This is a genomic window from Clostridium pacaense (assembly GCF_020709765.2).
Lineage (GTDB): Bacteria > Bacillota > Clostridia > Lachnospirales > Lachnospiraceae > Enterocloster > Enterocloster hominis.
On record NZ_JAJFEB020000022.1, the window covers coordinates 37,709 to 63,773 of the forward strand.

At 51.6% G+C, this 26,065-nt stretch carries 20 protein-coding genes; 3 read left to right on the top strand and 17 right to left on the bottom strand.

Features of this window, described 5'->3' with window-relative positions; genetic code table 11:
• Window positions 1-24 precede the first annotated feature (24 nt).
• From LK536_RS53745 to LK536_RS53760, 4 genes are read right to left on the bottom strand one after another with little or no spacing between them, the layout of a single operon-like run.
• Window positions 25-261, bottom strand: a complete 237-nt coding sequence (locus tag LK536_RS53745; protein WP_227797054.1) for a 4Fe-4S dicluster domain-containing protein — start codon at window positions 259-261, stop codon at window positions 25-27.
• Window positions 262-276: 15 nt separating this feature from the next.
• Entirely contained in the window at window positions 277-1,965 is a 1,689-nt protein-coding gene (locus LK536_RS53750) for an FAD-dependent oxidoreductase (protein WP_120055763.1), read from the bottom strand.
• 55 nt (window positions 1,966-2,020) lie between these two features.
• Window positions 2,021-3,421, bottom strand: a complete 1,401-nt coding sequence (locus tag LK536_RS53755; RefSeq protein ID WP_227797052.1) for an MmgE/PrpD family protein — start codon at window positions 3,419-3,421, stop codon at window positions 2,021-2,023.
• A 30-nt stretch (window positions 3,422-3,451) separates the two neighbouring features.
• Complete coding sequence (locus tag LK536_RS53760; RefSeq protein WP_025487106.1) at window positions 3,452-4,210, bottom strand: maleate cis-trans isomerase family protein; 759 nt, start codon at window positions 4,208-4,210, stop codon at window positions 3,452-3,454.
• A 97-nt stretch (window positions 4,211-4,307) separates the two neighbouring features.
• Between LK536_RS53760 and LK536_RS53765 the strand changes: the two genes are divergently transcribed.
• Window positions 4,308-5,222: a LysR family transcriptional regulator gene (locus LK536_RS53765; protein WP_120055760.1), complete on the top strand. Its 915-nt coding sequence runs from the start codon at window positions 4,308-4,310 to the stop codon at window positions 5,220-5,222.
• On the opposite strand, the gene LK536_RS53770 is transcribed toward LK536_RS53765, so the two are convergent.
• Window positions 5,219-6,706, bottom strand: a complete 1,488-nt coding sequence (locus tag LK536_RS53770) for an SLC13 family permease (protein ID WP_120055758.1) — start codon at window positions 6,704-6,706, stop codon at window positions 5,219-5,221. The genes LK536_RS53765 and LK536_RS53770 overlap by 4 nt on opposite strands.
• 41 nt (window positions 6,707-6,747) lie before the next feature.
• A complete protein-coding gene (locus tag LK536_RS53775; protein WP_025487103.1) occupies window positions 6,748-7,827 on the bottom strand; it encodes an NAD/NADP-dependent octopine/nopaline dehydrogenase family protein in 1,080 nt (359 codons plus the stop codon).
• Window positions 7,828-8,194: 367 nt separating this feature from the next.
• Here LK536_RS53775 and LK536_RS53780 point away from each other — a divergent pair, with 367 nt between their 5' ends.
• Complete coding sequence (locus LK536_RS53780; RefSeq protein WP_227797050.1) at window positions 8,195-9,154, top strand: LysR family transcriptional regulator; 960 nt, start codon at window positions 8,195-8,197, stop codon at window positions 9,152-9,154.
• Window positions 9,144-10,106: a LysR family transcriptional regulator gene (locus LK536_RS53785; protein ID WP_227797048.1), complete on the top strand. Its 963-nt coding sequence runs from the start codon at window positions 9,144-9,146 to the stop codon at window positions 10,104-10,106. The genes LK536_RS53780 and LK536_RS53785 overlap by 11 nt, the downstream gene beginning before the upstream one ends.
• Here LK536_RS53785 and LK536_RS53790 read toward each other — a convergent pair.
• The 11 genes from LK536_RS53790 to LK536_RS53840 form a co-directional block, all read right to left on the bottom strand.
• Window positions 10,066-11,523: a UDP-N-acetylmuramoyl-tripeptide--D-alanyl-D-alanine ligase gene (locus LK536_RS53790; protein WP_227797046.1), complete on the bottom strand. Its 1,458-nt coding sequence runs from the start codon at window positions 11,521-11,523 to the stop codon at window positions 10,066-10,068. The two genes, LK536_RS53785 and LK536_RS53790, sit on opposite strands and share 41 nt — an antisense overlap.
• 2 nt (window positions 11,524-11,525) lie before the next feature.
• Complete coding sequence (locus LK536_RS53795) at window positions 11,526-13,073, bottom strand: UDP-N-acetylmuramoyl-L-alanyl-D-glutamate--2,6-diaminopimelate ligase (RefSeq protein ID WP_227797045.1); 1,548 nt, start codon at window positions 13,071-13,073, stop codon at window positions 11,526-11,528.
• A gap of 63 nt (window positions 13,074-13,136) precedes the next feature.
• Window positions 13,137-14,807: a formate--tetrahydrofolate ligase gene (locus LK536_RS53800; protein WP_008716463.1), complete on the bottom strand. Its 1,671-nt coding sequence runs from the start codon at window positions 14,805-14,807 to the stop codon at window positions 13,137-13,139.
• Window positions 14,808-14,842: 35 nt separating this feature from the next.
• The gene (locus LK536_RS53805) at window positions 14,843-17,809 is read right to left on the bottom strand and encodes a DNA translocase FtsK (protein WP_227797044.1); all 2,967 of its coding nucleotides are present in this window, start codon (window positions 17,807-17,809) and stop codon (window positions 14,843-14,845) included.
• A 185-nt stretch (window positions 17,810-17,994) separates the two neighbouring features.
• Entirely contained in the window at window positions 17,995-18,753 is a 759-nt protein-coding gene (locus LK536_RS53810) for a ClpP family protease (protein WP_008716466.1), read from the bottom strand.
• 190 nt (window positions 18,754-18,943) lie between these two features.
• On the bottom strand, window positions 18,944-20,572 hold the full coding sequence (locus LK536_RS53815) for a C40 family peptidase (protein ID WP_008716468.1): 1,629 nt from the start codon (window positions 20,570-20,572) through the stop codon (window positions 18,944-18,946).
• 112 nt (window positions 20,573-20,684) lie between these two features.
• On the bottom strand, window positions 20,685-21,482 hold the full coding sequence (locus tag LK536_RS53820) for an ABC transporter ATP-binding protein (RefSeq protein ID WP_008716470.1): 798 nt from the start codon (window positions 21,480-21,482) through the stop codon (window positions 20,685-20,687).
• Window positions 21,482-22,441, bottom strand: coding sequence for an ABC transporter permease (locus LK536_RS53825; RefSeq protein ID WP_008716472.1), 960 nt, complete (start codon window positions 22,439-22,441; stop codon window positions 21,482-21,484). Before LK536_RS53825 ends, LK536_RS53820 begins: the two co-directional genes overlap by 1 nt.
• Window positions 22,442-22,679: 238 nt before the next feature.
• On the bottom strand, window positions 22,680-23,741 hold the full coding sequence (locus LK536_RS53830) for an ABC transporter substrate-binding protein (RefSeq protein ID WP_227797043.1): 1,062 nt from the start codon (window positions 23,739-23,741) through the stop codon (window positions 22,680-22,682).
• Window positions 23,742-23,896: 155 nt separating this feature from the next.
• On the bottom strand, window positions 23,897-25,297 hold the full coding sequence (locus LK536_RS53835; protein WP_040379421.1) for a sensor histidine kinase: 1,401 nt from the start codon (window positions 25,295-25,297) through the stop codon (window positions 23,897-23,899).
• A 25-nt stretch (window positions 25,298-25,322) separates the two neighbouring features.
• The gene (locus LK536_RS53840) at window positions 25,323-26,009 is read right to left on the bottom strand and encodes a response regulator transcription factor (RefSeq protein WP_025487096.1); all 687 of its coding nucleotides are present in this window, start codon (window positions 26,007-26,009) and stop codon (window positions 25,323-25,325) included.
• Window positions 26,010-26,065: the final 56 nt, after the last annotated feature.

The following is a 26,065-nucleotide window of genomic DNA, read 5'->3' on the forward strand; positions in this document are numbered from 1 at the left end:
GGCGGCACCATGGCGTGTTCCTGCTCATCCATCCTTCTTCGGTGCATCCACAAACACCATCATGGCAGGCAGCGGGACACGGAGCGTGCACGCCTTGGCAGGACATTCCAGTACACAGGAATTACAGTGCCAGCACTCATCAGGATATTGAACCACTGGATAGGCTGCTTCCTTTTGCTGATGGCCGAATGCATCAACAGGGCAGATTGTGACGCAGTTCATGCAACCATTACATTTACTTTTATCGATAATAGGTGGCATAATCCATCTCTCCTTTCACTTACGCATATCGCGGATTCCAGTAACAAGTTTTCCATCTATCTTCTGAACCGTCATCAGCTTTCCATCATAAGAGGGATCCGTAAATGGGTAATCCGCACGTTTATGCGCACCCCGGGTCTCTTTTCGTGAACGCGAGGATTCCATACACAATTTCGCTACCTGCACCGTATTCATAGCCTCAAGACACCGAAGGAACTCATGGTTATTTTCACAATGCAGGGTCTTAATCTTCTCCTCCAGACGGCTAAGATGTCCTATTCCTACTGTAAAAAGTTTCTCACTGCGGACACCGCTTCCAAGATAATCCCACATGGTCTGTTGGATTGCAACAATTGCTTCCTGCCAGGTAGGGGTGGCGGTACCGACTTCATTGGAAAGGATCCCATTGTAATACGCCATTGCCTCCGCAACGATATCCATATCCTCTGCCGCCTCTATTTCACGGTTCCTGCAGTATTCTGCCGCACTGCGGGCTGCAATACGTCCGGTCGTTGCTGCCGGCCCTATACCGACCATGCCGTTACCGCTTGAAACACCGGCTGCATACAGGCCCTTAACAGTGGTTTCACCATTGGCATATGTATCGATGCCCACTCCCTTTCCACCGCCTCCGCCTTTCTTGGCATTAAACTCAACCATGTGTTTTCTGAAGTCAAAGCCCTCGTCCTCAAGGTGCTGGAGGGTTGCACCGTTGCCCTCATGAAGCAAGGCCCATTTCATATATTCAATATCGTAGTCCGTACCCTCAGAACAGTTCATAAATACAGGATTTCCCTTTTCAAAGTTCATATTGAACATCTGCGGGAAGATATCCGCGGTAAAATCGCCATATCTGTAATCAGGCTTTTTAACAAAAGGCCCAAGAGGATTTCCGTCTATATCAGTATAAACCCCGACCCATGTGGCTTTGCCGCCCCGGTTAAAATACTTGCAGCCGGATACACCGATGGGCGCGACAGCCCCGTCCAGGCAGACCAGCCTTGCACCCGCCCGGTATGCAGCCGCAGTACTGACGCCAGTGCTTGCAGGACATCCAATCATGTTAAACATCCAGCCCATGGAACTTGAACCGTTCATCATCATGGAACCCGCAGTTGCAATAAGCACGCTCTTGGCACGGATGACCTGTACCATCGGCTCCTCTTCATTCAGATCAATGCAGATGCCGCCGCAGACCTCATCCTGTTTATTTGTGATGACTTCGGTGAGAGGACAACGGTTCAGAATCGTAACCCCTCTCTTTAATGCTGCTTTTGTGAGCAGCGGTTTCTGGTTCAGGCCTTCATACTTAAGATAAATCCCCTGTACGCCCGGACGGCAGTGCCCGGTGAATTCCCAGTCACCGTGAGGGCGCATCGGAATGCCGTAGGACTCCCAGGCCTTAACAACATCAAAACTATTGCGCATAAATGCCACGAGATAATCCTTGTCCTTACCGCCCTTTGCTTCCTGGGCATAGACAAGATGGTTCATGAAGTCCTGTTCTGAACCATGAATTTCCGGAATGTAGACCATAAAATGATCATTACCGGTAGCACCATTACCGCTGCGCCTGGTATTTGCCTTTTCAGCGACAATCACCTTCAAACCAGCTTCAGCAGCATCAATTGCTGCCTGCATACCGCCAGCGCCGCCACCGGCAATCAGTAAATCACATTCCATCACTTTCTTTTGAGCAATCATAATTTCTCCTTTCTTATTGTTATCACATGAACAAGCGGTCACGGCCGCAATGCTGTTACTTTAGAAGCTGGCTGAACATGGACATATCCTCTATCTTTTCAATATTAAGAATAAAATCCATCATCTTTTCCGTTGCCTCCCGTGACAGCACATCCTGCGTTTCCAGGCGGAACATCTCACAAAACTCTTCTTTTGTAAGCATATTGGCAGGATGTCCTTTGTGTGCAGACATGGAATCCACATAGACCCTTCCGTCTTTCGTACGGATGGTTGCGGTCTTCTTTGGATGGCTTCCTCCCTGATAGAGATTGAAAGATGCAATCAATGTATGCTCCTGGCTGGGACCACCTTTAATGCGCCCTGCCAGTTCAATCAGCTTCGGATTCTTCATCATATCATCCGTATACCAGTTTGCTCCAGGTACAGGATTCAGAAGTGACGCAGCTACCACATAAGGCATGCTGAACTGCGCTTCGGTAAGGGATGTATAACCATCTTCTTTAAAACGCATGCGGTACTGGGTGGGAGGGTCAATCATGATTTCCTCAATATCATCCACATTGATACCATAATCCCTGACCATGTTGCGTGTCAATTCCACAGGGGTCTGCACCCACATATTAGCAGGCCAGTGTTTTACCAGGATGTCCATGGTATAATAATCTTTTCCCAGGCCACGGTCCAACCACTCACGGTGCACCTCCGGGGTATACTGTTCACAGAAAGCATATGGTATATCCAGCCCATCCTCCATGTTATGTATGCCAGCCTGTGCGCAAAGCGCTGCTATACAGCCGGAAATCGCGGCAGAACCCTGCTCGTATTTATATCCGTCCGACATGGTTGCCTGGGAAATATTACTTCCATTTTTTGCAAGGGAACCGGCAAGACTGACACTCTTGTTTGTCTGCGTTTCATCGAGACCAAGGAGTTTGCCAGCAGTAATGTTAGAAGCAAAAATCTGCCAGCTGCAAATCGCCCACCCTTTCATATGGTCAAAATCAGGAAGCGGCTGTACTGCCATGGCAATCCGGTTGTAGCCTTCCAGTCCTGCAACCAATGCCGCAAGGTAATCCTTCCCGCTCTTTTTTCCAGCCTCTGCAAATGCAATGCCTGCGGGGACCGCCCCGCAAAGAGGATGCCCTGTCCATGCACAGTCCTCCCAGTCAAGTATGTCACATGCAACACTATTGGCAAATGAAGCCAGTGCCGGTGTGACCTTCTTGCCATTATACCAGATGGTTGCATCCCCGCCCTGACCGCCGTTCATATTTTCTGCAATCATTGCCGCATCCCCAGCCATCTTTATCTTCGAAGCCGCAAGGGAAACCCCCAATGCATGCAGGGTCAGCAATTTTGCGCGTTCCAGGACCTCTGCAGGTATGTCTTCGTATCTGAGGTTGACAAAATACCCTGCCAAGGTCTTAGTATAATTTGTTGCAAAATCCGTATTCATATATTTTACCTCCAAATGTTAAATCGTTCATTAAGTATCAGCAAATAAACGTCCAAGTCCGGGAATACAGGTTCCTATGCCGCAGTGCCTTAACGCACCATACAGGCTTGCCTGATTGCTGGTAATGACCGGAATCCCCAAATCCTGCTCCAGCAAGGAAATGATTTCCATGGTGTTAAGACCTGTACAGCTGATGAAAAGGCACTGTGCATCCCCTAAATCCATCTCACGTACCGCACGGTATATCTGACTGGGTTCAATATCTGCCATATCCCCCTTTACACGCACGATTCCCTGGGATATATCCGGTACCCCGAACTGGCGTATGGGACTGCAGTCCATTCCGGCAATTGACGTAACGTGTACGCCATTATCTTCCAGAAACCTCTTTTCCATGGCATTGGTTTCATCCGGATAAGGTGTGATCACGGCTGTCTTTGGCATTCCTAAACAATCAAATGCTTCAAGGACCGCTGTGCTGGTAGTGATGGAAGGAACCCCGCTTGCAAGCTCCATGCGGCGGATACACTCCTTATCAAAGCCATAACCTTTTACCATGCTTCCTGATGTACATCCAAAAACCAATAACTCATGGCGCTGTTTTTTATACATTCCCGCCGCCGTTTCAAGTTGGTCTGACAAATACACCAGACCTTCTATGGTAGGACCAGGAAACCATAATTTTGTTGAATTAATGGCAACCCCCTCCGGTGCATACAGATTGAAAGCTCTTTCAATGCTTTCCCCTATAGGACATATCAAACCAATCCTTGCGCGCCATCCTGACATGAAATCCCCTCCTTTTTGACTTGCAAATTCTTTAACAATAAGCTATTCTTAAAACAGTTCCCATCATTCCGGCATATGACCACATGGAGCATGGATTATGAAGATTGAATTACTGCAATATCTTGTTGTTACCGCGCAATGTACATCGATTACCGATGCAGCTGACCGTCTTTTCCTTCACCAGACCACTTTAAGTTCAGCAATCAAGAATATAGAGACCACTACCGGTGTTGAAATCTTTACCCGCAATAAAAACGGGATTGTTCTTACAGATGCCGGCAAGGAACTCGTCTCCCTTGCCCAGGAAATCATAGACAAATGGGAGCAGATCCTGTCACTTTCGCTTAAACAACCGGAAAACCAAAATTCACTGCTGCTTACCCCCACTATCATAGCCGACCAGTATTCGCTTCTTTTTCTCAGTGCATACCGGAAGCTTGCGCCCCAGGGGAGCCTGTCCATTGCCACAATCCTGCAGAATGATTTCATCCCTCAGATGCTGACAGGGAACTTCAAAATGGGTATCGGATTAACTGCTCCGGATGACATGGTTCATGTAAAAGCCTTATTTGTAAAAAACAACTTCCATTTTGTCCCTTTAGGCATACATGAAACCTATCTGTATGTAAACTCAATGTCCAGGTTTGCCGGGAGGGAATCCGTATCCCTTTATGAACTGTATGGTGAGAGGCTGGCGATTTCCGAAAATGGCTACCATACCTTCCATACGCCGGAACACGCCAAGGTCCTGGGGAATCCGGTTATCCTTGCAAATATACATCTTGTTCGCAAAGCCGTTGAACAGGAAAATATGATTGCCTTTTATATTCCCTGTACAAGCCAGAAAACAGACTGGTTCTGCAGCGGTACCTCCATCAAAAAGATTAAACTTCTTGATGGACCACCCAGCTGCACGAAACATAGTTTTCTGGTTCATAAACATGGTAACTGCCTATCCGAGGCAGAAAATGCCCTGCTTGAAAAAATCTCAGACATCTTCGAAAATAATTAAATGATTTTATCTAATATTGGAAATACAATGGCGCCAACAACAAAATAAAACAGAATGAACACCGCACTGTATCCCATGATATCCTTAACGCTGACTTTAAGCTGGTCCTTACTGCCGAAAATAAGCGCCGCGGCCGCAGAACCACCAGGAGTCATAAGTCCAAAGCATGCAGACATGATACAGCAGATACCAACCACAAACTTATTAGCACCAGCTGCATCTGCCACAGGAAGGACAATCGGAAGCAGCATCATGCCAATGCCCGCATTGCTGGCAATATTGGTCAGGAGTGTCGCGCAGACCATAACCAACAGATAAATCCTAAGGGTTGAACTGGAACTGAAGGTCGGTCCAAGCACGGAGGTAAGCCACACAGAAAAGCCAGTGCTCTCACTTATCAGGGCAGAAGACAATGGGATTGCCGCTGCGATAATGAAGAAGGATCCCCAGAATGCACCAGGTGCCATCGTTTTTTTCCAGTCAAGCATAGGGCGTCCATCTTTATCGCGAAGTAGAATAAGGACTGCAACCGCAACGCTGAATACACCTGCCATGGTAAGGGTCTTTGAAATCTTACACAGGATATTTGTCGTTGGGAATATATATCCGGAAAGACCAATGATGATGGAGGCCAGCATGGCCAGGAAGTAAGCGGTCTGCCTGCTGTTCAGCCTGGTACTCCCTTTTGCTAAGGATTCATTGTCCATATCCTTCATAAAGGATACATCGATTTTTGCCAGCTTTATGAATAGAACACATGCCAATTCCGTTAGGGTGCCGAATATGAATACAATTGCCAGATATGTCATGAAATTCAGTTCCGAACCCATCATCTCGCCAAACGCATTCCACATGGCAGTAAGCCATGTTTTAAAGGGAATGATCATATCACCGTTCACGCAGGTCACCACCACGAACACCGTCATACAGCGGAAATATTTCTCAGACAGATCCTGATCCAAAACATTTGCAACCCCCTCAATAATCGCCCAGCCAAGCAGGATCATGCCAAGCGGATTGCTGACAGCGGAAATCATTCTTAAAATAAACAGGAAAATGAAACTGAACAGCAGTGGTCTGCCCTGCATGGCCTTCCGGCTAAGCGCCCATCTGGCTACCAGTTCACCTGCGCCACTTTGGGCAATTGCAGAAGCAAGGGTCAGACACATCATTACCTGCCAGATGGTACTCTGCCCAATAGCAGCCGTGATTGCGTTTCCAACGGTTGTATATTCTGTAAGCCCCAGGGCTATGATGCCAAGTATGCTGGGCCAGACAATTCCGCCAACCGTGGACCATAAGATGACCATGGATACAAAAATACAGAGAATCTGCATACCTGTCTGTGTTATTTCAGAAGCAAAGGGAGGTATTATGATTCCTCCAAAAAACATCAGGAAGAGACTCGCCGCAACTATCATGTAATAAGAAACGTTTTTGTTCAAACTCCTGTTACCCATTATTCTCCCTCCATATACATTCATGATCTTCCTGGTACAGCCTTGCGTAAGGCTGTACTAGCTATCTACCCCTCAAAAAGACGATGATTGATTTCTGTTGGATCCATCCCTGCAAAGCCGAGCTTTTCCAAAGTAATACCCTCCCGTCTATAATCCTTTCCATTTACAGCCGATATGATTGTAACAGCAGAGGACATCAAAGGCATCTTCATGCCAACTGCATCTGCCATGGATAACAGCAGACAATTGCCGGCATATGCGTCCTCTGTGTAGTAACGGTGTGCAACCCCATCAGGTCCTGTGGTCGTAAGATAAAATCCCAGCAGTTCCGGTTTCGGTGAATCCACATAGTTAAGGCATGCATTCATCATTTCCATATTGCTGCGCCCGCTGAAACCAAATTTCCCAAACACGGCATCCCGCTCCTTTTCAACCGCTTCAATCAGCTTCACAACTGAAGCAGAAAGACCATCCCTGTACAGCCTGAAATCAGCCGACCGCTCAACCGCAGCTATATTAACAGTGGAAGCAATCAGATGGATTGCCACATTCGGAGCATTTAAAGCTATCTCTAAAACATTCTTTTGAGGAATGTCGGGATAACAGACGCAGTCATAACACTCTTTCAGGCTTTCCACAAAACGCCTGCTGTCTTTGGCAGGATATGCGGCAACCCCTTTCGCCTTTTCTGCCACAGGCATACAGTAATATACAACTGCATTCCCGCGATACCTTATGGAAGAATACGCCCCCATTGTCTCCCCGACCAGAATATCCTTCCCCCCCAGGAAAGGCTTAAGGAAGATTGAGCCGCAGTTTCCATTAAAAAAGCATACTGTCTGGCCATCCTTTAAATGTGGCGCCATCAGTCCGCAAAGTTTCGGATGACGGTTTGCCACCGTAGCGACAAATACAATGTCCGCATCATCCAAAGCCTTCCCCATCTCCGTGGTAAGTTCAGGAAGCGGGACATCCTGCTGCTTACAGCATCCTGCTTTATGTATGCAGCCCGCTTTCCTCAAATCATCTAAATTGCTGCTGCATTCAGGTTCTTCAAAAAGGATTACCTTATGACCACCTAACAACATGTCTGCCGCCAGCGCGATACCTGTCGCTCCCGCGCCGATAATTCCAATTTTTTTCATGAACAACTTCCTTTCCTCAATAAGTAGTACACCTGCCATCACTCCTTTTGATATGGCTTTATTATGGAAACGACTGCTGCAGTCAATCATTTTGCATATTTTTTTATGATTTACATATTTTTTTTGGTTATTTTTCACATCTCTTGTTATAAATATAACACTATAACTTTGATTTGTAAAAAGGAGGAATTAGTACTATCCAACGAAAAAAATGGTAGATAAATAATGGGATTTGAAAGGGCAGATATGCTGCGCAGAAGTTTTACACACTTTATTTTTATTTCAAAATGCGTTACACTAGACAAAGGGGTATTTTCTCATATTTATTTTGGGACTTATCCTGATACACAAGGAGGTCACTGCTTTCATGAAACTAGAACATTTTCATTATCTGTTGGAAATCCACAGGTTCCACTCCATCTCAGCCGCTTCCCGTAAGCTTCACATCGGCCAGACAACCCTGAGCGCGATTGTCAAGGCGGCTGAGGAGGAGGCCGGGTTCCAGATTTTCCAGAGGGTGCCGGAAGGAGTATTGACCACCTCAGCAGGAGAAAAATTCATGACCCTTGCCTGGGAAATCAATTTACAGTACGAAAAGCTGATGGCGCTCAAACGCCGCACAACAGCCGGGGCCCCATCCATCAATGTGCTGATGGCGCCCACCATTTCCGTGCGCCTGTCCATACCTCTCCTGGAGCAGTTTTACCGTCTTAATATACCGGGCGGCCTGTCCCTGGAAGAATGTTCCAGCGAGGACATCCCTGGTTTTATTTTGGAACACAGGGCAAATATAGGCCTGCTTTACCTGTCCGGAGATACCATCTGCCAGTTTAGGCATGGCAGCGGGAATCCGGCCCTTTCCATCAAACCACTGCTGGAAGACAGCCTTTACCTACTTGTATCCAAAAACCATCCGCTGGCCGGACTCAGGGAAATTGATGCCCGTTCCATTCCCCTGGAACGGCTGGCCACCATAAAACTGATGAAAAATGATATGGTGCTCGGTTCCCTTCCCTCCCTCTGCCCCAGCGTCACCAGCTTCGCAGACATGAGTGCCATGTATCAGGCAATACAGAACCAGGGAATGGTTGGTTTTATCCCCGGATTTTCAGCGGGCGGTGAATCTGCTGAAGATATCAGGGACTTTTCCATGATTTCCTTAAAAAACACGGAACATCCAAACCAGCTCTACCTCTGCATGGTCACATGCAGCGACCGGAAGCTGAAACACCAGGAAGAAGTCCTGGCCACATGTATCAGGAGATATTTCCGAACAGTCAGCCGGAGAAAAGACAATGACCAGGAGGAGGCAGTGCATGAAGATTGAACAGCTTAAATATCTGATTGAAATCGGGCGCAGCCGTTCAATCTCATCCGCAGCCGGGAAGCTATACCTGAGCCACACTACCTTAAGTTCCATCCTGAAAGGTGCTGAAAAAGAATTGGGATTCCCCCTGTTCCAGAGAGTACAGGGAGGTGTGAAGGTGACCACTGAAGGCGAGGAAGCCCTGGCCCTTATGGAAGAAATGTATCGATGTTTTGAGGATATACAAAAGCTCAGTACGGTCAACGCCCTGCTTACCCAGCCCGTGTCCATCGTCATATCCCCCAGTATCCACAGCGCACTGGCGGTTCCCATCAACCAGCTGTTCTGGGAGCAGGAATCCAGGGGAAGGCTGGAATTCCAGATTGTGAAGGGAATGGACGTGGGGTCCCGTCTGATTAAAAATAGCGGTAATCTTGGCCTGACCTATTTTACGGAAGAAAGCCAGGAAAATTACCGCATGATTGCATCCCGTTACCAGATACGGACAGACTGCCTGTATACCGACCATTTTTACCTCCTGGTGCGAAGGGACCATCCTCTGGCAGGAAGGAGGCAGATTTCCCAGGAAGAACTGCAGAACATTGACCTGGCCATGTTAGAACACTATGTTGCATCGGAAACCTGTCCGGTCTATCTTAAAACCCTGGGACCGGACAACCGTTACACTATTTTCAGCAACATTGCCCTAATCAGGCGGAGCATCTTAAGCCAGAACATGGCTGCCATCCTGCCCGGCCTGGCCATCTGCAGCGCGCCCGGAGATAACCATCATCTTTTTAAAGCAATTCCGCTCATTGAAACAGAGCAGAATCCCAATACCATGTATTTGTGCCTGCTCCACCGCGGGGCAGCCAGTCTGCGTGACCAGGAAAAGACTGCTTTAAACTGCATCAGGAACTATTTTAAGGATCTTAAGAGCCTTCCCGCCCTTTCCATTCTTCCAGATGCCTGACCGCCTGTGAAAGCTTCATGCTGTTGGACCCTTTGAACAGGACACAGTCCCCCTGCTTCAGGTTCCCATTAAGCCACTGCCCTACCTGTTCCAGTTCCTCACAGAACACCACGGGCACCGGGGATGAGGATGCGCATAGCCCGTGTCCGATTTCAGCCGCCAGTCCGCCTAAAAGAACTACCTGGCCCACCGGATGTACTGCTATGTATTCCCCGATTTCCCGGTGGAACCTGGGCGCATCCGGTCCCAGCTCCTTCATGTCGGCCAGCACTGCAATCCTGCGCCCGGTTCCTTCCGGTTCCATGGAACCAAGGACTTCCAGCCCGGCCTTCATGGACACAGGGCTTGCGTTGTAGCTGTCGTCGATGACCGTTATACCGCCCTTCAGCGTGAAAATCTGCTGGCGTCCCTTAAACCCCTCAAATTCTTCCAGCTTAGCGGCGGCGGCTTCCATGGGTATCCCATATTCATGGGCCACTGCCAGGGCTGCCAGGGCATTGCTTACCATGTGGCTTCCCATGACCCGCAGGCGGACCGTGACCCTCTTGTTTTCATGGACCGCGCTGAACACCGGATATCCATTCACAAGGTGCAGGTCCTCCCCCCGGTACTGGCAGTCATCCGACATGCCGTAAAGGATTTTCCTCCTGTTCCCCTCGGGGATGACGGACCTTAATAATCTGTCATCCCCGTTTAATATCAGGCTTCCGTTTTCTGCCATCCCATCCTGTATATGCAGCTTCTCCTTCAGGATATTATCCTGTGAGCCGAGCTGCTCGATATGGGTGACGCCGATATTGGTCATGACGGCGCAGTCCACCCTGGCTATCCTGGCTATCCTTGTCATCTCCCCGGGTTCACTCATGCCCAGCTCAATAACGCCGATCTGGGCCTGCTTTGGAATCGCTGCTATGGTGATGGGGACCCCCACCTGGCTGTTGCTGTTGCCCGGTGTCTTATAGACGGTAAAGCCGGCGCTCAGGGCAGCCGCTATCATCTCCCTGGTGGTGGTCTTGCCCACGCTGCCGGTAATCCCCACTAGGGGAAGCTTCTGGCGGCTCCTGCAGTATATACCGAAATCCTGAAGCGCCTTTTTGGTATCCGCTACCCCAATCCAGGCAGCGGACATGACAGCTTCCATCCTGGGGACATCATCCCCGCACTGTCTGATGATATCCGCCCTGACCTCCTCCGGCTGGCGGTGGCGGCTGGTGAATACCGCGGCGGCCCCATTGACGATGGCCTGGCAGAGAAATCCGTGGGCATCCACATTTTCACCGATGATGGGAACAAAGAGGTCATCCCCCTCCATCTTCCGGGAATCCAGACTGATATGCCGGATGGGCGTATCTTCCTTTCCCAAAAGAAGTGTTCCTCCTGTTGCCAGGACTAAATCCCTGCACGTGAATCCATCCATGCTCATGCCTCTCCACCCAGCTTTCCCACCACCTCTTCTATCACTTCCCTGTCCAGGAAATGGTGGCGTACTCCGTTGATTTCCTGGTAGTCCTCATGTCCCTTGCCGATGACTGCAATCATGTCCCCGGGCATTGCATGGCTTATGCTGTACTCAATGGCCTCCCGCCTGTCAGGTATCTCAAGGAACGCGCCTCCGGTCTTCTCGATGCTTCCCCTGATATCCGCAATGATGTCCTCCACCTTTTCATAGCGGGAATTATCTGCGGTCACGATGCTTAAATCAGCCAGCCGTCCGCCAATCTCGCCCATGGTATACCTGCGGTCCTTGGAACGGTTCCCCCCGCAGCCAAAGACCACCACCAGGCGCTTCGGATGATACTGGCGCAGGGTGGTCAGCAGGCTTTCCATGCTTACCGCATTGTGGGCATAGTCCACAAGCACGGTGCACCTGGCAGAGGTGTGTACGATTTCCATGCGGCCGTTGACACGGATATGCTCCAGGGCATGGCTGACGCACTCTTTCTTAAGCCCCAGGAAGCTGCACACGCTGACTGCTGCCAGGGCATTATCCACATTGAAAAGTCCCGGAATCCCAAGGCGGACATCCATCTCATATCTGCCCTTCACATCAAATTCAGTGCCCACGAAATCCGGCTGGGACACATAACGGACATCTGAAGCCGTAAAATCAGCCCCGGACTCCCCGCTTCCGTGAAGTCCGCCCCTTTCTTCCGTCACGCTGTAGGTATAAAGCTCACAGTCCGCGTCCTTAATGATATCCTCAAAGTGGCTGTCATTCCGGTTTACCAGGCCAATCCTGCACATATTCAGGAGCCTGGATTTACAGTACAGATATTCCGCAAAATCCGCATGTTCATCCGGCCCGATATGGTCCGGGGAAATGTTGGTGAAAATACCGTAATCAAAGGTAATCCCATCCACCCGGTGCATCTTGATGCCCTGAGAGGAAACCTCCATGATCATATACTGGCAGCCGCTGTCTGCCATCTGTGCAAATGCCTGGTGCAGCTGCCAGGATTCCGGGGTGGTATTCATGGTCGGGGTCACCTTATCGCCTATGACGGTGCCCGTGGTGCCGATCATCCCCACCTTTTTGCCTGCCGCCTCAAGGATTGTCTTAATCATATGGGTGGTGGTGGTCTTTCCCTTGGTGCCTGTGACGCCGATGGTAACCATCTTTGCTGCCGGATATCCGAACCTGGCGGCTGACAGAAGGGCCAGGGCATGCCGTCCGTCCCCTGTCTGAAGGACCGTGACCTCAGACAGAGCTTCCTCTGTCAGTCCGCCTTCCTCCTTTGCCTTCTTAAGTTCTTCCTCAATCCCCCGCTCCGTCACCAATACCCGGACGCCTGCCTTCAGCACATCCGGCACAAACCGGTGGGAATCCACCCTGGTTCCTGCCATGCACACAAACACCGCCCCCGGCGCAGCCTTTCTGGAGTCATAAACCACTTCCGCTACTTCCGTGTCCAGGCTGCCCCTGATACACTCATATTCAAGTCCTTTAAGCCAATCTCTTAATACCATTATGAAGTCCTCTCTGTCTGTTCTGCCTTGGGCGTGTTTGAAAATTGCTTTCCGCCAGCTGTACTAGAAAAGTCCTGTTATCCTTCCATTCTTATCCACATCAATATTCTCAGCCGCCGGTTTCTTAGGAAGTCCCGGCATGGTCATGATGGAGCCTGTGAGGGCAACCACAAAACCTGCGCCTGCCGACACATAGGCATCCCTTACATTGATGGTAAAGCCAGTGGGCCTGCCCAGCTTTGTCTGGTCATCGGACAGGGAATACTGGGTCTTTGCCATGCATACGGGCAGGTTGGCGAATCCCATGTCCTCTATGTTCTTTAATGCCTTTAAGGCAGCTGGCGCATAGGACACACCGTCCGCTCCGTAAATCTCCGTGGCAACCGTGTGGATTTTATCCTTTAATGATATATCATCGGGATACAGCACACGGAAATTGGACGGCCTGTGCTCCAGGGTTTCAAGCACTTTCTGTGCAAGGGCAATCCCGCCCTCGCCGCCCTTGGCCCAGACCTCGGAAAGGGCGAACTCGCAGCCTCTGTCCTCGCAGAACTTCTTGATATAAGCATATTCTGCCTCTGTATCGGTTATGAAGGAATTGAGGGTCACGATGACAGGCACATCGTACTTCTGGATATTCTCAATGTGTTTTTCCAGGTTGACGATACCGCGCTTTAACGCATCCAGGTTCTCCCCGGACAGCTGGTCCTTGGGAACACCGCCATTGTACTTAAGCGCCCTTACCGTGGCAACCAGCACAACTGCGTCCGGCTTAAGGCCCGCCATGCGGCACTTGATGTCCAGGAACTTCTCTGCCCCAAGGTCGGCGCCGAACCCGGCCTCTGTCACAACAATATCCGCCAGCTTAAGGGCAGTCTTGGTGGCCCTTACGCTGTTGCATCCATGGGCAATATTGGCAAATGGTCCGCCGTGCACCAGGGCGCCTGTGTGCTCCAGGGTCTGGATCAGGTTGGGCTTTAAGGCGTCCTTTAAAAGGGCTGCCATGGAGCCGGTTGCATGGAGGTCATCTGCGGTTACTGGCTGTCCTGCAAAATTATAGGCCACGATGATCCTGCCCAGACGGGCCTTTAAGTCCTCCATATTGTCAGCCAGACAGAGGATTGCCATGATTTCGGAGGCAACCGTGATGACAAAGTGGTCTTCCCTCACCATGCCGTCCGCCTTTGCCCCCAGGCCGATGACGATATTGCGCAGCGCCCGGTCATTCATGTCCTCACAGCGCTTCCACATCACCTGTCTTGGGTCGATTCCCAGCGCATTGCCCTGCTGGATATGGTTGTCAAGGAGGGCTGCCAGCAGGTTATTGGCCGAGGTGATGGCGTGGAAATCCCCTGTGAAATGCAGGTTTAAGTCCTCCATGGGAACCACCTGTGCAAATCCGCCTCCTGCAGCGCCTCCCTTGATTCCAAAGCAGGGTCCTAAGGACGGTTCCCGCAGGGCGATGATGGCGCTCTTCTTCATGCGCCCGAATGCCTCACCCAGGCCCACTGTTGTGGTGGTCTTACCTTCTCCGGCCGGGGTGGGGTTGATGGCCGTCACCAGCACCAGCTTTCCGTCCGGCCTGTCCTTAACCTTGTCCCACAGCTTATCTGTCAGCTTGGCTTTATACTTACCATACAGTTCCAGGTCATCCTCGGAAATCCCGTAAGACGCCGCAACCTCCTTAATGGGCTGCATTACTGCTTCCTGAGCAATCTCGATATCTGACTTCATGGGTATATCCTCCTTGTTTTTTATATCATTTATGTTTACTGTTCCATAAACTCCTCAAACTCCTGTGCACTCATAAGTATCTTCCTGGGCTTGGTTCCTTCCTCCTCCCCCACCACGCCTGCTTCCGCCAGCTGGTCCATGATACGCGCGGCACGGTTAAATCCAATCTTGAACATCCTCTGAAGCATGCCGATGGATGCCTTGTCCTTTTCTATGATGAACCTGGCGGCCTGGATGAAATACTCATCCCTGTCGCTCTGGCTGCTTCCCGCGTCCATGGAAGGCGAGGATACCCTGCTCTCCACCTCAGGACTGTACTCAGCCACCATTCCCTGTTCCGTAAGGAAATCCACTACCCGGCCCACTTCCTCATCGGACACAAAGGCGCCCTGGACACGCTGGGGCTTTGGAAAGCCTGCCGGATAAAAGAGCATGTCCCCCTTGCCCAGCAGCTTCTCAGCCCCATTCATGTCAATGATGGTCCTGGAGTCCACGCCGGAAGATACGGAAAATGCAATCCTGGACGGCACATTGGCCTTGATAAGGCCTGTAATGACGTTAACTGAAGGCCTCTGGGTGGCAATGACCAGATGGATGCCTGCTGCACGGGCCAGCTGTGCCAGACGGCAGATGGCATCCTCCACCTCGCCTGGGGCCACCATCATAAGGTCTGCCAGCTCATCCACGATAATGACAATCTGGGGCAGTTTCTGAGGTTTTTTCTCATCCTCAATATCCTTAATCTTTTCAACCCTTTCATTATATCCCTTCAGATCCCTGACATTGCATTCCGCAAACTTCTTGTAGCGGTCCGTCATCTCAGCCACGGCCCAGTTAAGGGCGCCGGACGCCTTCTTGGGGTCCGTGACCACCGGGATCAGCAGGTGCGGGATTCCATTATAGACGCTCAGTTCCACCACCTTGGGGTCCACCATGATCAGCTTCACATCCTCAGGCTTTGATTTGAAGATGATGCTCATGATCAGGGTGTTGATGCATACGGATTTACCGGAACCCGTGGCGCCTGCGATTAAAAGGTGGGGCATCTTGGCAATATCCGTCACCACCACCTGCCCGCCGATATCCTTGCCCACTGCAAAGGCCAGACGTGACTTGTGGCTGATGAATGATTCCGCCTCCAGAAGTTCCCTGAGATAGACCATGTTGTTCTCTTTATTGGGCACCTCAATGCCCACTGCGGACTTGCCTGGTATCGGCGCCTCAATCCTTATGTCTGCGGCAGCCAGGCTCAGCTTGATGTCATCGGTCAGGCCCACGATCTTGCTGACCTTAACCCCCTGTTCCGGAAGCAGTTCATATCTTGTCACCGCAGGACCGCAGCTTATGTTGGTCACGGTAACGCCCACCCCGAAGTTGTGCAGGGTCTGCTGCAGCTTGATGGCCGTGGCCTTGTATTCTTCACCTGAAAATGCGCCTGCGCTCTTGCTGCCCTTCTTGAGCAGGGTGGTGGGAGGAAATACATATTCCTTCTTGACCACCTCTTCCTTCTTCTTAATCTCCTCTGCCACGGAAATCTCCGTATCCCCTTTGGCAGTCCCTTCTTTCTTTTTCTCTATCTTTTTCTTAAGCAGTTCGGTCTCTGTTTCTATGACCTTGCCGGAAGCGGTCACCACACGTTTTGGTTCCTCCGGCACAAACACGCTGTCATAATTAAGCCCCTGTTCCGAGTCATCCTCCATATATGTATCCGTTTCAGGGAAATCCTCCTCCTGCCCTCTGGCGCCGTCCCCTGTCCCTGGGTCCTCAGTCCCTGAATCCCACGGGACCTCCTCTTCGGGCCAGCCGTTCCCCTGTGCAGCCACAGCCATATCCATTTCTTCCAGGGTGCGGGAATCCTTATGTACATGGATGACATCCTGGCTGCCTTCCAAGCCAAATCCATCTTCCTCCACGGTTATGCCGGTCACCACCGGAGCATCTTCCCGCCTGTGCCTGTGTCCTTCGATGGAACGGGCCAAGGCCCCCACGTCATCCATGTCAAAGGAGGCATCTTCCCCGGTCCCATGTTCCAATGGCGGGTCGAATTTACCTCTGAATTCATTGACCGGCGCAGCAGCGGCCCCGCGGTCCAGGGACGGCGCAGCGGCAGCCCCCACACGGCCCAGGGAAGCCTCGTCCTCATATGGTTCCTCCAGCGGCTCCAAATCCGCGCCGTATTCCCGGTCAAATGCCTCCTCGTCATACTCATCGTATCCGCCGTCCCCGTCGTATTCATCATAGGCAGTCAGCCGGGTAGCGTCCAGATTGACTCCCCGTACCTTCTGCTCCTCCCTGAGACGCTTCCTCTCTTCCGCCCTCTGGGCGTGGATTTCCCTGCGCCTGTCCATGTCTTCCCTTGCATACTGGTAAGCCTTGTCCCCGCCCTTTTTCACCACGCTGACAAAGGAGCGCTCCGTGATGCACACCATGCAGATGATGAACAGCACGGCAAGCACCAGGAAGGTCCCTGGCTTACCCAGGCCCACCACCAGGAAGGAGGTAAGGATACCGCCCAGGAATCCGCCTCCCACACCGCTGAGGGTGGACTGCTTATAATAATCCCCCCAGGGCGCCCCTGCCGGGGTTGTCCCGAAAAACAGCTGCAGCAGGCCGCATATCACCAGGACCGCCACCACCACGGCAGCCAGCTTCATGGCTGCATGGAGGTTGCCCTGGTTGGAAAGATGGAAGCAGGTACCCACGAATATCAATATGGGCAGGAGATAACCCACCATACCAAAAATCCCCAGCTGTACGCCCCTCAGCACATCGCCGACCACGCCGCATAACTTAAAGTTGCTTAAAAACAAAAGAATGGCAACAGCAAAAGAGCAGATGATGACCACTTCTGCTCTTATAAACTCTGTATTCTCTTCCGTATACCCTTTTTTACCTGAGGCTTTGCGGCCCTTTGAGGGAGTTGTCTTCTTCCCTGCGGTACTGCCCTTTGGCCTTCCCGGTTTTCTGTTCCCACTCTGCTGTCGTTTACTTGATTCAGCCACAAACATAGCCCCCTGTCATTCTCTTACAAGTCTTTTTGCCAGGCCCGCGTATCCGGCATATCCATTTCTTCCATTTGGGCCCAGTTACATTTAGTATACAAAAAAATCATAAGAAATGCAACTTTAACATTTTGGGGCTGTCTGTATACGCCAATCTCTCCGTATCCGCCAATCTATCTGTAACGCTATCTGTAACGCTTTCTCCCGTCAATCATCTCATAAAGTTTCCCAAGGGCTTCCTTAATCCCGCCAACCTGGTTGATGAGCCCTGCCTCCACTGCCTGTTCCCCCACCAGCACGGTTCCCAGGTCCCTGGTCAGCATCTTTGTATTGTGCATCAGGTCCCTTAACTGGTCATATGCAATGTCGGCGTGGCTGGCCACAAAGGTAAGGATCCTGTCCTGGATCATTTCAAAATACTCATAGGTCTGGGCCGTGCCGATTACCATGCCGGTCATGCGCACCGGGTGGATCATCATGGTCCCTGAGGGCACGATGAAGGAGTAATTGGTGGAAACAGCCAGCGGCACACCGATTGAGTGGCTGCCGCCCAGTACCAGGGATACCGTGGGCAGGCTTAAGGATGCAATCATCTCGGCAATGGCCAGGCCCGCGTCCACGTCACCGCCCGACGTGTTAAGCAGGACCAGAAGGCCATCCACGCTGTCATCATCCTCTATCTCAGCCAGCTTCGGGAGGATATGGTCATACTTGGTGGTCTTGCTGCTGCCGGAGGAATTCTCATGTCCTTCCACCTCGCCGATGATGGTAATCAGATGGATTTTCCTCTGCTTCTGGTTGTCCTCCAGGATAACCTGTCCGTATTCCTCCAGACGGTTGTCCTCTTTTTCTTCTATCTCACGTTCCAGTCTTTTAGCCTCGTCATCCTTTTTTACCGGCTCCTGGTCATCCATTTTCTTTTTGCTGTTTTTCGCCTGTCCCATGGTCGCAACTTCCTTTCATGAATCATCCTGTGTTGGTACACTTTATCCATTAGTCTGCACTTCCGGGACGAAAATATGCATGATATGTTTTCATGAAACAGAAAACAAAAGAAAAAGCAGCCAGCCCCATGTCTGTCCCATGAAGGCTGGCTGCTGCCGGAAATCTTTATTTCATCCATTCTTTATCTCATTAATCGCCTAACACGTTCCTGATAGCCACCGGGGACCTGTAGTTCCAGGTAGATATCTTGATGCCGCTCTTACGGCTGGCTGCATGGACAATCTGTCCGTTGCCGATATACATGGCCACGTGGTTTACCTGGCCGCCGCTGCCCGCGTAGAATATCAGGTCGCCGGGCCTCATGTTGCCTGAGGTCACCGCCTTGCCCATCTTGGCCTGTGAGCCTGAATAATGAGGCAGTGACACCCCGAATTTGGACAGGACGCTCATGGTGAAACCGGAACAGTCCGCGCCCTTTGTCAGGCTGGTGCCTCCCCATACATATGGATTGCCCACGAACTGGAGCGCATAGTTGACAATCTGTGAACGGCGGGACGCGGCATTGTTGGCCGCAACCTCTGCCGGCGAGAACTTGATTGCCTCGTTAAGGGCATAGCGCACCTCCACGTTATTATCCCTTGTGGAAATGTAAGCCTTGTCCGTGGTGGTACCGTCTTCTTCATCCACGGAATCCAGTTCAATCTCCACCCATCCGTCCAGCTGGGCCACAACAGGATAACGCTCATCCTTAACAATCTGGGTCCATATCTTGGCATCCGTAGTGGGTTCCGTGCGCACATTCAGCACGTCCGTGTTGATGACCGCACGCAGGGTTGCGGTCTGCATGGCAATGTCCTTGGCCTCCTGCCCCGTCGCCGTGTACTGGGGGTCCGCGGAAATATATCCGATGATGGGGCCGGATTTAATCTTATACCAGCCGTCCAAGGTCTCTAGTACCTCTCCGGCCGCCTTACTGGTCATCTTACCGATGATCTTGCCGTCGCTCTTAGGTTCCTCGCGGACATTCAGATAATTATTCACCTTGGAAATGACCAGGTTATCATACTGGTTGATGGCCATGGCCTTCATATCCAGCTTACGGCCTTCATTCAGGGAATAGGATACTTCTGCGTAATCAGCGGAAATATATCCTTCTTCTATCTGAATCCATCCGTCCTGCTGTCCCAGAACCACGTAGCGCTCGCCCATCAGCGCCTGTCCCACCACATTGCTGGGGTCCAGTTCCGGGGCCTGCCTGATATTCAGGTTATCGGTCGTGACCGTGGCCCTCAGCTTCACCAGTTCCTTTGCCTTTTCCCTGGCTTCATCTCCTGAAATCAGGTATTGGTTGCTGATATAGCCGTCCACGCCGCCTGACGTGATATGGGACCAGTCGCCTTCTGTCTGCAGGATTTCACAGGCTCCGTCACCGGAAAGCTTGCCTATGATCTTGCCGTCCGTACTGGGTGTCTCGCGGATATTCAGATATCCGGATACCTGCACGATGCCCAGGTTGGAATAGGAGTCAATGGTCTTTTGTATCTCCTCCGCTTCCTTTCTGGCTGCTTCCTCCTCCGGCGAAGGCTCGCTGGCCGGCTGGGCATCGGAGGCGGTTGCTGCCCCGGCTTCCTGTACCGGCCGGTTTCCGGATGCACGGCCTGAGGCCGGCTCCTTCATGGCCGCCTTTACACCAAGTACGATGATTCCAACCACGATGACTGCCGCCAGCAGGATCAGCAGGTATCTGGGGTCTATGTTCTGATTGCGTTTCTTCCTGGCCTTGTTCAGGCTCGAGATATAATCCTTGTGTTCAAGCATGATTCCATTCGTCTCCAACTTTGTTTTTCGGCATGTAAACTCATACAGCGTAAAGTATATCATAGATCCATGGGCTAAAATATGAAAATTTTCTTAAATTTGGAGACAGGCCTTATTTGGCTAGCATCATGCGGTCATTGGCAAACTCGCCGCCGCTGGCTTCGGCGAACTTTTTAAGCAGGTCATCCACGGTCAGGTTTTTCTTTTCCTCACCGGATACATCGTAAATGATGCGTCCGTCATGCATCATGATCAGGCGGTTGCCGATCTGGATGGCGTCCTTCATATTGTGGGTTACCATGAGGGCGGTCAGCTTCTGTTCGGTTACCATCTCATTGGTAAGGTCCAGGACCTTTTTGGCTGTCTGGGGATCCAGGGCAGCGGTGTGTTCATCCAACAGCAGCAGCTTCGGCTTCTGGAGGGTGGCCATGAGAAGGGTCAGGGCCTGCCTCTGTCCCCCGGACAGCAGCCCTACCTTGCTGGTCATCCTGGTCTGCAGTCCCAGACCTAAGCGGGTAAGCATGTCGCGGTAATAGTCCTTTTCCTTGGCCCGGATGCCCCAGCCAAGTCCGCGCCGTTTGCCGCGGCGGAATGCCAGGGCCATGTTTTCCTGGATTTCCATGCCTGCCGCGGTCCCCTTCATGGGGTCCTGGAACACCCGTCCAATGTATCTGGCCCGCTTATGCTCCGGCTGTCTGGAGATATTGATGCCTCCGATTTCTATTTTCCCGGAATCGATTGGATATACGCCTGCAATCATGTTGAGCATGGTGGATTTACCTGCCCCGTTTCCCCCGATGACCGTTACGAAGTCCCCGTCATTTAAGGACAGGCTGATTCCGTTTAAGGCTTTCTTTTCATTGATGGTGCCTTTGTTAAATGTCTTGCGCACGTTGGTAAGTTCAAGCATTAGTTTTCCCCTCCTTCTGAATAGGCCTGATGTGCTTTCCATTTGGCGGCAGCCACAGGTACACACAGGGCCAGGGCCACGATGACAGCGGAAAGCAGTTTCATGTAGTTGGGGTTCAATCCCATCTGAAGCACAATGGCACGGATGACAAAATAGATGACGGAGCCGATTACCGCCGCCGCCAGCTTACAAGCAAAATTCCTGAACCAGCCAAAGAGCACCTCACCGATGACAATGGCTGCCAGGCCGATGACGATGGCTCCGGTCCCCATCTGGATATCCGCGTATTTCTGGCTCTGGCATACCAGGGCGCCTGACATGCCCACCAGGCCGTTGCTGAGCATCAGGGCCAGCAGCTTGGTGAACTTGGTATTGACGCCCAGGGCGCGTATCATGTCTTCGTTGTTGCCGGTTGCCCTGAGGGCGCTTCCGATTTCCGTCCCAAAAAACCAGTAAAGGATGGCCACCACAATGACAGCCACAACTATGCCGATGACCTGGGAGGACTGGGCCTGGCTGAGCCCGGCTGTGCCGGACAGCCTGCTGACCATGGTATCCACCTTTAACAGCGGCAGGTTGCTCTTATTGCCCATGATCCACAGATTGATGGACCACAGGGATATCTGGGTCAGGATTCCCGCCAGGATGGATGGAATCTCAAATACGGTGTGCAGGATGCCGGTCACAAATCCCGCAGCCATGCCTGCCAGGGTTGCCACCACCAGGGCCGCCACCGGATTCCTCAGGAACACCGCCACCGGGTGCATGGACTTGTTTAAGATCAGCATGGCGCATACACAGCCTCCCAGGGCAAAGCTTCCGTCCACGGTCAGGTCCGCTATGTCCAGCAGCTTGTATGTGATATATACGCCTAATACCATGATTCCCCAGAGCACGCCCTGGCCCACCGCGTCCAACATCGCAGGGCCCATGCCCTGCAGTGCATTTAAAATGTTCATCTATATAACCTCCATATGTACTGTTAACTCCTGTCACTGCCCCGCTGTCTTAATAAATAGCTTGCCCAAACAGACCACATCCTCACCAGACGGCTTGAGCAAACCATCTATATGAAACCATCAGGCCCCACCGGTACGACCTAAAACGGGTGCCGCGTAAGGCGGGAATAAACCCGGCCTCACTGCGGCACCGCCCTTTCATCCACCTGCATTTCCATTCAATCTGTAAAATACTGCCTTATTTCAGATTGGATACATCAATACCAAGTGTTGCTGCTGTCTCCTCGTTCACGGTCAGTTCACACTTTTCTGCTGGAAGATATTCAATCGGCATATCAGCAGGTGATGCCCCTTCTGTAAGGATCCTTACTGCCTGCTGTCCGGTCATGTAGCCCAACTGATAGTAGTCGATGCCGTAGGTTGCAAGTCCGCCGTTATCCACCATACCGGACTCGCCGCAGATAACAGGAAGGTTATTGTCGCCTGCCACCATGCCTACGGTTGTCATGCCGGCTGCGATGGTATTGTCAGTAGGCGCATAGATGGCGTCCACCTTACCAACCATGGACTGCACCACGGTCTGGATTTCGTTGGAGCTGGATACGGTGAAGTCCTGGCTTGTCATACCGGCTGCCTCGATTGCTTCCCTGGCCATCTGTGCCTGGATTTCAGAGTTGGACTCTGCGGAGCAGTAAAGGATGCCTACCTTCTTTGCATCGGGAAGGATCTGCTTTAACAGGTCAATCTGCTCCTTTACAGGAGTCAGGTCAGAGGTTCCCGTCACATTGCCCCCTGGCTTCTGGTTATCGTCCACAAGACCGGATTCAGCCGGATCTGTCACTGCGGTAATCAGGACCGGTGTGTCTGTCACCGCGCCTGCCACTGCCTGTGCGGCTGGTGTTGCGATTGCAAGGATTAAATCCTTCTTGTCATTGGCGAACTTGGATGCAACGGTCTGGCATGCGGACTGGTCACCGGATGCGTTCTGGGAATCCAGGTCATATTGGATGCCTGCCTCATCCAGGGCTGCGAGAAAGCCCTCGTTGGCAGCGTCCAGGGCCGTGTGCTGTACCAGCTGAAGGATGCCGATCTTATAGGTTGTGCCCTCTGCGGTCTGTCCCTCACCCTCTCCTGCCTCGGATGAAGCCTCTGTGCCTTCCCCGGAAGATGGGGCTGTCACTGCCTCAGTGCTTTCTGCTGCTTTTGTGGTTTCTGCGGTGCTGCCGCCTGAGCATGCGCCCAGGGACAGGACCATGGCTCCGGCCAGGACCAGAGACATGATTTTTGATGTCTTTTTCATAATGCTCTCTCCTCTTTTAACCCAAATATTGCTCCCATTCAGGGATGTTTCCTATCATACTACAAAAAAATTCCGCCGTCAATTTTATTGCTTTAAATTCCTATGGTTTTAAAGCAATAAAGTGTATTTTTTTCAGTACAATACAAAAAGAAAGCTTATGCCCTGGCCTGATCCATGGGAATGGTCACCACAAACTCCGTGCCCTGTTCCAGTTTGGAAGTCACATGGATGGTTCCCTGGTAGAAATTCACGATGTGCTTTACGATGGACAGGCCAAGGCCCGTACCGCCCTGTTTGCGGCTGCGCCCCTTATCCACCCGGTAAAACCGTTCAAAGATACGGTCCAGGCTTTCCTCAGGGATTCCCATTCCGTTATCCCTTACCCGGATTACCATGTTGCCGCCCTGCTCCCGGATATTGATCCACACCTGTCCGCCCGGATGATTGTACTTGACCGCATTGCTGAGCAGGTTGGTGAGAAGTTCCTTCATCTGCTGCACATTGGCCCGGATGCACAGGGGCTGGCAGTCCGCGTGGAGGAACACCTGACTGGACGCTGCCTGGGGCTTCAGGCTGTCCATGATTTCCTCCAGCAGCACGCTGATGCGCACATCCGTCACCACCACCTCGGCGTCTTTTGCCTCAAGCTTTGAAATCATCAGGATGTCGTTGATCAGGCCGGTCATATTGACCGCCTCCTTCTTAATCCTTCTGGCAAAATCCATTTTCATGGATTCATCCTGGATCAGGCCGCTTTCCAGCAGCTCCGCATACCCCTGGATGGAGGTGATGGGTGTCTTAAGCTCATGGGAGGCATTGCTGAAAAACTCCTGGCGTATCTGTTTTTCCTTTTCAATCTGGCTTAAGTACTCCTTGACATTCTGGGACATGTTGGTGATGGTCTCTGCTATGACGTTGATTTCCGGATACTGGTACCTGTCAAAATGAAGTTCGGTGTAATCCCCCTTAACCTGGAGCATTTTCCCGGAAATGTCCCTCATGGGACGGGTCACGGAGGAGACAAACCTCTGGGTGGTCACCAATGAGCATATGAGGGCTGCCAGGAAGCTTACAAGGGCTGCCGGGAACAGCATGGGCAGGTATTCGCTGATGCCGGAATAAGGCACGGCCAGGCGCAGCACCATGTCCGCATGGTCTGAACGGCAGGCCACATAGAGCATGGTCTTTTTAAGGGTGGAGGAATACCTCCTGGCATATCCCACCCCTTCCTCCACTGCTTTCCTGATTTCCTCCCTCCCCAGATGGTTGTCCAGGTATTCCGCGTCCGCGTCGGAATCCGTTATCACGGTCCCATCCGTCCGTATCAGGGTAATCCGGCTGGAGTCCATGTCGGTAAATGCTTCCAGATGCTGCATCTGGCCCATTAAATCCCCATCATAATCCAGTATGCTGTCAATTGCCTTGATGGTATATCTCATATCCCTGCTGGATGTATTCAGTATCATGTTGCTGCTTGCAATATAAAATATGACGCTGTGAATACACAGCGCCGCTAATAACACAAGGACAAAACGTTCCAATATGGCCTTACGCATGATTTCCTCCTTTGTTCCATTCCCACTAAGCATCCGCCTTGATGACGCGGTAGCCCACGCCCCGGACCGTCTTGATACAGGAACCGCCCTCATCGCCCAGCTTCTGGCGCAGGGTGCGGATGTGCATATCCAGGGTCCGTGTCTCCCCGTCGTATTCGTAGCCCCATATCCGGTTTAACAGTTCATCCCTGGTAACCACCCGGGACTGGTTTTCCAGCAGATAGACCAGGAGTTCGAATTCCTTTAAGGTGAGTTCGCACGGATGCCCGCTGCTGATTACCTCCCTGGTCTTACGGTTTACCGATATCCCCTGATAGGACAGGACGTCCCTGGACTCCTCGCGCCTGGTCCTGCGCAGCAGGCTGCGGATGCGGGCGGAAAGTTCCAGCACCCCGAAGGGCTTCACCATGTAATCATCCGCGCCGCAGTCCAGCCCTATGACCTTATCCAATTCCTTTTCCTTGGCCGTCAGAAGCATGATGGGGATGTCCTTAAGGCCGTCGGTCTGCCGCACCTGCTTAATGGCCGTGATTCCATCCATCCCGGGAAGCATCCAGTCAAAGATAGCCATGTCCGGCTGTTCCTCCTTCATCCGTTTAAGGCCCTCTTCCGCTGTCTCAAACCCCTCTGAGCCGTAACCGAATCCCTCCAGGGCAATCTTTAACAGGTTCCTTATATTCTCATCATCCTCTATGATGTAAATCTTCTCCATTCTCCGCTTATCCGCCTTTCCCGGCATGCCTGCCTGTTCTATGTAAACAGCATACC